This is a genomic window from Sandarakinorhabdus sp. (assembly GCF_032115815.1).
GTDB lineage: Bacteria > Pseudomonadota > Alphaproteobacteria > Sphingomonadales > Sphingomonadaceae > Sandarakinorhabdus.
Genome location: NZ_JAUMBI010000155.1, coordinates 17720 through 27190, shown reverse-complemented (window position 1 = coordinate 27190; position 9471 = coordinate 17720). Strand labels below are relative to the sequence as shown.

The following is a 9471-nucleotide window of genomic DNA, read 5'->3' as shown; positions in this document are numbered from 1 at the left end:
CCCGCCGCGAACTGTTGCCGGATTTCGTCGCGCTTCTCCCGCGCCGTGGCCAGCGGCACCTTGTCCAATCTGCCCAGCCCAAAGTCACGCCGCTTGCCCGCCACTTGCATGCGCACCGTCCACGATGCGGCAAACGCCTTTGCTTTGGCCCCGTTCCCCACAGCGGCGCGACTCTCCCGCACCTCTAGATAAAGCCCCCCGCCGTCGGGGTGACGGCCCGGCAGCTTGCGCAGCTTTTCCAATTGCGTCGGCTTCAACAGGCACTCAGCCATAACGACCTCCCCGCTCCCCACGACGTTCCCCACACCTTCCCCCACGGCTGGGGTGCGATTGTGGGGAACGGCGCGGCATCATGTGGGAAGCATAAGCCGATTAGGCCCTCGGTGAAAAGGCCCTTTCGGGTTCGTCTGGCACAGCTTGGGAGGAGTAATTGGCGGAGCGGGAGGGATTCGAACCCTCGATGGGCTTTTGACCCATACACACTTTCCAGGCGTGCGCCTTCGACCACTCGGCCACCGCTCCGCGCACTGGAAGGGGCCCGATAGCAAGTGGGGCTGGCCACGTAAACCGTTGCAGGCGCTTCGCTGCAAAAAGAAAATGCAAAGCACGGCTGCGGCCCTGCCGCGGCCTTCCTTGACAACAGGGTGATTGACGCTGACCCTTCGCCTGTCACGATCGGGGGAGCATCATGATACCAGGCAAATTTGCGCAAACGGATCCGAACCGGATTGCCGTCATCATGGCGGGATCGGGCGAGACCATCAGCTTTGGCAAACTGGAACAGCGGACCAATCGCCTGGCGCACTTCTTTCGCCAGCAGGGCCTGAACCGCTGCGATCATTATGCCATCTACATGGAAAATAACATCAATTATGTGGAGTGCTGCGGCGCCGGCATGCGCGCGGGGCTCTATTTCACGCCGACCAACTCCTATCTGGGCGTCGATGAGCTGGGCTATATCCTGAACAACAGCCGTTCCAAGATCCTGATCACCTCGCAGGCCAAGCTGGAGGTGGCGCGCGCTGCCATGGCGCAGGCACCGGGCGTGACGCTGTGCCTGGTGGTTGATGGTGAGGGGGAGGCCAGCGATGACGGCCGCGTGATGTCACTCGCTGCCGCGGTCGCCAACATGCCCGACACGCCGATTGCCGATGAATGGCTGGGCGTCGCCATGCTCTATTCCTCGGGCACCACGGGCCGGCCGAAGGGCATCGTGCGCCCGTTGCCGGAGGTGAAGCCGGAAGCAGGCATTCCGCTGTATGATTTCCTGAGCAAGTTGTGGCTGTGCCGGGACAGGATGATCTATCTGTCGCCGGCGCCGCTCTACCACTCGGCACCGCAGGCAGCAGTGTCGCTGGCGATCATGGCGGGCGGCACTGCGGTCATCATGGAGAGCTTCAACCCGGAAACCTATCTGCAGCTGGTGGAACATTACCGCGTCACCCACAGCCAGTTGGTGCCGACCATGTTCTCCCGCATGCTAAAGCTGCCGGAGGATGTGCGCCGCCGCTATGACCTCAGTTCGCTGGAGGCCGTGATCCATGCCGCCGCCCCCTGCCCGATCCCGGTGAAGGAGGCGATGATCGATTGGTGGGGGCCGATCATCCACGAATATTATGGCGCCACCGAAGGCCTGGGCTTCACGGCCTGCGATACGGCTGAATGGCAGGCCCACAAGGGAACGGTGGGGCGCGTGGTGCTGGGCGAGATTCACATATTGGACGACGACATGCAGCCGATGCCGCAGGGCGAGCCGGGCACGATCTGGTTCACCACAGCGACACCCTTCGAATATTTCGAAAACGCCGACAAGACGAACGAAAGCCGGTCGGCCGACGGGACGAAGACCACCGTCGGCGACGTTGGCTATCTCGACGCGGATGGCTTTCTGCACCTGACCGATCGCAAGACGTTCATGATCATTTCGGGCGGCATGAACATCTATCCGCAGGAGTGCGAAAACCTGCTGGTCACCCATCCCAAGGTGGCTGACGCCGCCGTGTTCGGCGTGCCTAACGAGGATCTGGGCGAAGAGGTGAAGGCCGTGGTGCAGGCAGCGCCGGGGGTGACGGCTGACGCGGACCTGGCCGCGGAACTGATCGCCTTCTGCCGGGCCAACATGGCCCATATCAAATGCCCGCGCTCGATCGATTTCACCGATCAACTGCCGCGCTTGCCCACCGGCAAACTCTACAAGCGCGAGCTGCGTGATCCCTATTGGGTGGGCCACAAGAGCAAGATCGGCTGAACCGCGCCCCGGCGGGGCAGAGCCACGGAAAAGGGGCGACGCTTTGCCGGCGCCGCCCCTCCTGACGAGCCCCCGTATGACGGGGCATGGCCCTCCGGCCTTACTGCAGCAGCTGGGTAACCTGCTGGGCCGACTGGTTGGCCCGGGCCAGCATCGCCTGCGCGGCCTGGCTGAGCACCTGGTTCTTGGCCAGGTTGGTCGATTCCGTCGCGAAGTCAGTATCCTGGATCCGGCTGCGCGAGGCTTGCAGGTTGGTGCTGTTCGACGACAGGTTGTTCACCGCGGCTTCCAGCCGGTTCTGCACGGCACCGATATTGGCGCGATCGAGGTTGACGCTGTTCAGCGCCGTATCGATGGCGTCCAGCGCAGCCGTGGCACCATCGGCGGTCGACACGTCGATATCCGAGATGCGCAGGCCACCAGCGGAGGCGCCGTAGCTGTTTTCCTCGAAGCCCAGCGACGTGAAGTTGGACGCCGCGGCAAAGGCCTGGCTGCCGGCCCGCACATCGATGGCCTTGGCCGATTCCAGCCGCACCGTGCCATAGGCGGTTTCCGCCGTGGCTGCCGTGGCCGCGATGGCATAGGCCGATCCGGAGCCCTTCACTGAAGTGCCGCCCAGCCCCAGCTCAGCCGCCGTGGCGCCGCCGGCGACGATCGCGACCGACAGGTTGCGACCATCGGCAGCGGTCAGATCCAGGCCGCCAAGGCCGTTGTCGCTGGCCGTCACCCCGGTCATGCCGCCGAAGTTGTTGATGGCAGCCGCGACCTTTTCGCGGCGGGCCTGGGCCGTATCGGTGGTGGCCAGGCCTTCGATGGTGATGGCGACACCGTTGATGGTGACCGACGCGCCGGTGCCGGTGAGCGTGGTGGCCGTGGTGTTGGCGGTGAGCGTCACATCATTGGCAACTGCCGAAACGCCGGTCTGCGCCGAGGAGGCATTAATGGCCGCCGCGATCGAGATGGCGCTGGCCGACTTGGAAGAAGACGCTGCCACCGTGGAGGAGACATTGTCATCAGCCGCAGCAGCCGCCCGGATGGCGACGCCGTTAATGGTGAGATCACCGTTGTTGAGGTTGCGGATGCCGGCGGCATCCACGGCCACGGCGCGGGCATCGGTGCTCACCGTAGACACGCCGCGTTCGAAGGTACCAGCGGCGAGACCAGCCCGGCTGATGCGGGCGCTGGCGCTGTTGGCCGAGCTGATCTCGATCGGCTGACCATTGGTGCTTTCCAGGCTGAAGCTGCCCGATTGGGCGCCAACTTTCAGCCCGGTGGCAGCCGCAGTCAGTGTGGTGACCGCCACTTCGATGTTGCGGCCATCATCGGCTTCCAGGCGGATGCCGCCATTGGTGTCACCGGTGTCGACAGCACGCACCCCGGTCTGGCCGGAAATGGCGTTGATGGCGTCGCGCACCAGGCGGCGGCTTTCAGCGGCATCGGTGGTGGTCGCCACCGAAGCGGTGGTGACGCCGTTGATCGTCACCGTGCCGGTCAGGGCCGCAGCGGTCATCGCGGAACCGGTCATCACCGTCTGGCCCACCACGGCGCGCACGCCGGTCTGTTCGCTGGCACGGTTGATGGCGGCAGCCTTGGCGACGGCCGAAGCGGCCTTGTTGCCCGACGACAGGCTGTCATCCGATGACAGCGACGAGCCGATGGTGACGCCGTTGATCACGAGGTCGCCGGCCTGCAAGGCCTGGTTGGCGCCCAGGTTGGCGGCGGTGGCTTCAAAGGCACCCGAAGCCGACAGCGCCGGGCTGGAGCCGAGGCCGAGATCACGCGCCCGGGTGGAGGACAGGCTGAAGGCCACGGTTTCGCCGGCGCGGCTGCCGGTTTGCAGGCGGACATTCTGCGCCGAACCATCAAGCAGGCGTCGGCCGTTGAAGTTGGTGCGCACGCCGATATTGTCGACTTCGCCGATCAGCTGACGGACTTCGGCCTGCACGGCCTGGCGGTCGATGCCGGTCAGCGTGCCGTTGGCCGACTGTACAGCCAGTTCGCGCATGCGCTGCAGCATGTTGGTGACTTCGCCCATGGCGCTTTCCGCCGTCTGCGCCATGCTGATGCCGTCGCCGGCGTTGCGCATGGCCACTGCGAGACCGCGGACATCGGCGGTCATCTTCTGGCTGATGGCGAGGCCGGCGGCATCGTCCTTGGCGCTGTTGATGCGTTGGCCGGTCGAGAGGCGCTGCATCGCAAGGCCCATCATGTTATTGGCACTGCGCTGCGCATTCTGGGCGGTCAGCGCGCTGATGTTGGTGTTGATCACAGTCATCTTGGGTTTACTCCCGCTTCCCGCCGCCGCAGAAGGTGCGGGGCGCTGCACTGGAAACGGCCCAGGCTGAATATCGCTTAAACGCGTTTTGAAATGGTCATGATTTGAACGACTTCCCCTTCCCCATCCTGTTTGACAGCCGCGACGTCGTGATCATCGACAAGCCGGCGGGCCTGGCCGTGCACCCGGGGCCAAAAACGCCGCACAGCCTCGAAGATCATCTGCCGGCCTTGGCCAATGGCGGCTTTGTGCCGGTTGCCGCGCACCGGCTGGATCGCGACACGTCGGGCTGCCTGGCCGTCGCCCGCACCAAGCGCGGCGCCAAATTGCTGAGCGCGGCGTTCGAGGAGCGCAAGGCCGAAAAGGCGTATTGGGCCATCTTGTCGTCCCTGCCCGCCACGGCCGAAGGGTTGGTGGATGCACCCTTGATCAAGGTTTCGACCGCAGAAACCGGCTGGCGCATGGTGGTGCGCCGCGATGGCAAACCGGCGCGCACGCATTGGCAGGTGCTGGATGCCGCCACTCGGCTGGTCGAATTCCGCCCTGAAACCGGCCGCACCCACCAGATCAGGGTGCACGCGGCGCGCATCGGCTGCCCGATTGCGGGTGATCCGGTTTATGGGGACGGAATTGGTCCGATGCGGCTGCACGCCCGGAGCCTCGCGATTACCCTGCCCGATGGACAGCGCCTGGACGCTAGCTGCGATCCGCCGGCGGACTGGCCGACTTCACCCGGCCCTGAAAGCCGATGAAATCGGCATAATGCTCGGCCAGCACGGCAAGCCGTTCGTGCACCTGGTCCGGCCCGATCTTCTGCACCACGCCATCCACCAGCAGGTTGAGCAGCGAGGCCAGTGCCGAGTTCATGTCCCAGAAATGGCCCAGCGCCACTTCGGCGGTGAGGATGTGCGGGGTGAGATCACGCGCCCATGGGCAATAGGGATCGGTGATCACCACCAGCGGCCGGCCACTGGCGGCCACGCGTTCGGCGAGCAAGCGGAACTGGCGGGAATAGCGGCGCACATCGATGGCCACGAACACATCCTGCGGCCCGGCATCGACAAGCACATCCATGATGCCGGCCGCCATGTCGAGCGCCTGCACCTGGGGGCGCACATAGGACAGATGACGGGCAAAGCCGGCGGCAAGCCCGGCCTCCGTCTGGAAACCGGCGACATGGACGCGCGGAGCCGCCGCAAGCAGCGCGACGATGGCAGCCCATTCCGGCGTTTCGGCCAGCCGGTAGACGCCGGCAATCGCAGCGGTTTCCGCCTTCAACCGCGCATCGGCTGAAGGCGCCGGGCGGGTGAGCAGCCAGGGCGCATCGCGGGCGTCGTCGCGCAGATCATCCTTCAGCGCGGCGAGATTGTCATAACCCAGGCTCTTCACCAACCGCGCCACGGTCATCGCCGAGACACCGACACGGTTGCCGATGGAGGCCGCGGTTTCGAACGGCAGTTGATCCAGATTGTCGGCCAGCCAGCCGGCGATCATCCGCTCCGATACGGTGAGATGCTCGTAACGTTCGGCAAGGCGCTGGGCGATACGGCTGCTCATGTGCGTTGGATAACAGGCGCGCGGCGCTGTGCAAGCGCGCGCATCAAAACGCCACGTCCTTCCATTCCTCTCGCACGAACAGCGGCGACTGATCGGCATAATGCGGCGAGGCGCGGCGGATGGTGGCGGCGCCGAACTGGTGGATAGAACGCGAATTTACCGCGCCATTCCTCGGCCATTCCACCAGCATGATGAAGCCATCGCCGTTGTCCGCCACGCGGAGGCCGTCCCCACCCTGATGAGCATAGATGGCACGCAACGTGTCGGGACCGCCGAACACCGGCAGGTCCTTCGGGCCATGGCGCAGTCGCTGGTAATCGCCCAGCGGTACATCGAGCCGGCCGAATGTCGCCTTCAGCGCGTCCACCACTTCGCGCAGCTTGGGCTCGGCCGGCGGCAGTGGATCGCCGAGATAAACCTGACGGCCAACGCTGGCCATCACCGCCACGGCCAGGCTGTCGGCAGGGCCGATGCCATCCGCCGTCCAGTCCCAGCGCTTCAGCAGCGCCTGCGCCTCGGCCAGATCGGGCTTGCCGCGTGTGTCCAGCGCCAGCACCGCCAGCATCCATTTGCCGGCCGGCGAAGCGCGGCTGTAGGCCTTGTCGAACTTGATGCGCAGCAGCGCGTCTCGGCTGATCGGGCCATTCAGTTGCGCAAACAGCTCGGCATAACGGTGCATGCGGTTGGTGGTGTAGGTTTCGATGCCCAATTCCGGCGCGAAATCGGCTGGTTTCGGATTGTCCTTCGGCGCCGTGCTTACCCACGGCACATTGTTGGCATTGGCGACCCAGCCGGATGCAGGATCGACGACCTTGGGATAGGCAACCCACGGCTTGTAACCCGTCCACAACGCGGCCGAGGTGTCGCCGGGCAGCACGCCCTTCCAATCGTAGCCGGGGCGGCGATCGGGGAATTTGGCGTTGTAGAACATGCCGATATGCCCCTCACGGTCGGCATAGACGAAGTTGGTTGCCGGCACCGCCTGCATCGCCATCACCGCCTGCCATTCGGCGAAGTTCTGCGCCTTGTTCAGCCGGTAATACTGCTCCACCTGCGCCACTTCGCCGATGCCGGCATGGCGGATGGCAAAGGCACCCTTGTCGTTCAGGATCACCATCCCGTGCCGGCTGCGATAGACGGTGCGCGGCACCGGCAGCACCAGCGGGCCGAACTTCACCCGCAGCCAGACGCGTTTCGATTCCAGCGGCAGCCATTTGCCGTCGAAGCGATACTGGGTGCCGTCGTCATTCAGCACCAGCTTGTACACATCGATCAGATCAGGCCGGTTGACCGTGTTGGCCCAGCCCAAATTCTTGTTGTGGCCCAAGAGCGGGAACGGCGCGCCAGGGAAGTTGGCGCCGGCGAAATCCCAGCCTTCATCCGAATGCACCACCAATTCCCACCAGGTCACCCCGCCTGCCCACGGCTGGTGGCTGTTGATGATCAGGCGGGTGGTGGCGTCGCCTGACCGCGCCGCCGTTACCGCAAAAGCATTGCTGCCACGTTCATCAATCGGGCCGGAATCGCGTGGCGGCAATTCGCCCTTCACCAGCGGTTCCAGCACGCGCTCCATCCCGAAAAAGAACGGCGATCTCAGCACGAAGCCGGTAACGATATCCTTGCCAGTGACAGGAAACAGGCCCTGCAACCGCTGCTCTTGGGCATGGCTGCGGGCATAGTCGTTGAGCCCCTGCGCATAGCCTTCCACCAGCGCGCGCGTCGCCGGAGACAGGCTCATGTAGCCCCGATCCGCCACACCGCGCGCATCGAGCGCATGGCCGGCAAAATCGATGCCGGCGCCGTCTTCGCCCAATATCGCCCCGGCGCGGCCGCGCACGGCGGCCAATATCTCTTCCAGATTGCGAAAATCATCCTCGGCATGAGCGATGGCAATGCCATAGGCGACATCGGCGTCCGTCTTGCCGTGGATATGCGGCACGCCCCATTTGTCGCGCTCGATGCGCACGTTTCGCACCCGCACTGGATCGGCATCTGGCGGGCTGGCGCTGAACGCGTCCCACGTCGAAAGCCCCACCACCACGGCGGCGATGGCGATGCTGCTCCAGAACAGGGCGGTGAACCAGCGCGGCATCAGCGGGCGTCTTTCACGACCACGCCGCCCTTCACCACCATCTTCACATCACGCAGCAGCGTCACATCGCGGGTGGGATCACCGGCAACCGCGATGATGTCGGCATAGCGGCCGGGTGCGATCTGGCCTACGTCTGCCTCGCGGCCCAGCGCCTCGGCGGCTTTCACCGTGGCGGCGCGGATCGCGTCGATCGGCGTCATCCCCCATTCCACCATCTTGCCGAACTGCCGGGCATTGTCGCCATGCGGATAGACGCCGGCATCGCTGCCGAAGGCCATCTTCACGCCGGCCTTCCACGCTGCCTGGAAGGTCTGGCGCTGGCGCAGGCCGACCTCGCGTTCCTTGGCCAGGCTGGATTCCGGCACGCCGTTCTTGGCGCCTTCGGCCAGGATATAATCATCGTTGTAGATATCCATGGAAAACCAGGTGCCGGCCTTCTTGGCCAGCTCGAACGCCTCGGCATCGGCAAAGCTCACATGCTCCACCGTGTCCACGCCGGCGCGGATCGCCGCCTTGATGCCGTTGGTGCCATGGGCATGGGCCGCGACCTTCAGGCCCAGCATGTGCGCTTCATCCACCAACGCGTTCATTTCGGCCTGGGTGTACTGCTGGGCGCCAACGCTGGTGCCGATGGAGAACACGCCGCCGGTCGCGCAATATTTGATCACCTCGGCGCCGCGCCGGTGCAGTTCGCGCACCTTCTGGCGCACGCCATCGGGGCCATCAGCGATGCCCGGGCGATCGAAGACATAATTGGCCGGCAGCTCGTTGCTGTCGCAGTGCCCGCCGGTGGCGCCGATGGCATAGGTGGCCGGCACGATGCGCGGGCCGGGGATGGCGCCGCGCTCGATCGCCATTTTCAGGGCGAGATCGGCATAATCGGCGGCGCCGACATTGCGCACGGTGGTAAAGCCGGCATTGATGGTGCGCTTGGCCATGGCGGTGCCCAGCACGGTCCAGAACGAGGACGGATAGCTGAGCGCCTGCATCCCTGACAGCGTGGGATCGCTGGTGAGGTGGACGTGCATGTCAATCAGGCCGGGCAGGATGGTGAGATCGCCCAGATCGATGCGCCTTGCATCGGTGATGATATGCCGATCCGATGTGGTGACCAGCGTGATGCGGCCATTTTCGGTGACGATCTGCGGATTCTGGACGATGCTGCCGCTGACGACATCGAGCATGCGGGCAGCGGTGATCACCACGGTTTCGGCGCTTGCCGAGGCCGCCGACAAAAGGGCCATCACGGCCAAGGCAATGCGCTTCATCGAAAATCTCCCCTGAGTGGCCCTTCGATAG

General features: G+C 65.0%; 7 protein-coding genes and 1 tRNA gene. 2 read left to right on the top strand and 6 right to left on the bottom strand.

The features are described from left to right. Together RT662_RS09165 and RT662_RS09160 are read right to left on the bottom strand one after the other, a co-directional pair. Positions 1 to 272: Arm DNA-binding domain-containing protein (locus tag RT662_RS09165; RefSeq protein ID WP_313670412.1), on the bottom strand; the 272-nt coding region annotated here is incomplete at its 3' end. A 159-nt stretch (positions 273 to 431) separates the two neighbouring features. Further along, positions 432 to 522: transfer RNA gene (locus RT662_RS09160), tRNA-Ser, on the bottom strand. A gap of 166 nt (positions 523 to 688) precedes the next feature. On the opposite strand from RT662_RS09160, the gene RT662_RS09155 reads away from it, so the two are divergent. Next, positions 689 to 2248, top strand: coding sequence for an AMP-binding protein (locus RT662_RS09155; RefSeq protein WP_313670411.1), 1560 nt, complete (start codon positions 689 to 691; stop codon positions 2246 to 2248). 100 nt (positions 2249 to 2348) lie between these two features. On the opposite strand, the gene RT662_RS09150 is transcribed toward RT662_RS09155, so the two are convergent. Beyond that, positions 2349 to 4523: a flagellin gene (locus tag RT662_RS09150; RefSeq protein WP_313670410.1), complete on the bottom strand. Its 2175-nt coding sequence runs from the start codon at positions 4521 to 4523 to the stop codon at positions 2349 to 2351. A 104-nt stretch (positions 4524 to 4627) separates the two neighbouring features. Here RT662_RS09150 and RT662_RS09145 point away from each other — a divergent pair, with 104 nt between their 5' ends. Further along, positions 4628 to 5275 (top strand): RNA pseudouridine synthase, encoded by a 648-nt coding sequence (locus tag RT662_RS09145; RefSeq protein ID WP_313670409.1) that lies wholly within the window; start codon positions 4628 to 4630, stop codon positions 5273 to 5275. Here the strand turns inward: RT662_RS09145 and RT662_RS09140 are convergent. The 3 genes from RT662_RS09140 to RT662_RS09130 are packed head-to-tail and all read right to left on the bottom strand — an operon-like array spanning position 5220 to position 9440. Next, complete coding sequence (locus RT662_RS09140) at positions 5220 to 6080, bottom strand: MurR/RpiR family transcriptional regulator (protein ID WP_313670408.1); 861 nt, start codon at positions 6078 to 6080, stop codon at positions 5220 to 5222. The genes RT662_RS09145 and RT662_RS09140 overlap by 56 nt on opposite strands. 43 nt (positions 6081 to 6123) lie before the next feature. Next, positions 6124 to 8172 (bottom strand): acylase, encoded by a 2049-nt coding sequence (locus RT662_RS09135; protein ID WP_313670407.1) that lies wholly within the window; start codon positions 8170 to 8172, stop codon positions 6124 to 6126. After that, on the bottom strand, positions 8172 to 9440 hold the full coding sequence (locus RT662_RS09130; RefSeq protein ID WP_313670406.1) for an amidohydrolase family protein: 1269 nt from the start codon (positions 9438 to 9440) through the stop codon (positions 8172 to 8174). The genes RT662_RS09135 and RT662_RS09130 overlap by 1 nt, the downstream gene beginning before the upstream one ends. Positions 9441 to 9471 lie beyond the last annotated feature (31 nt).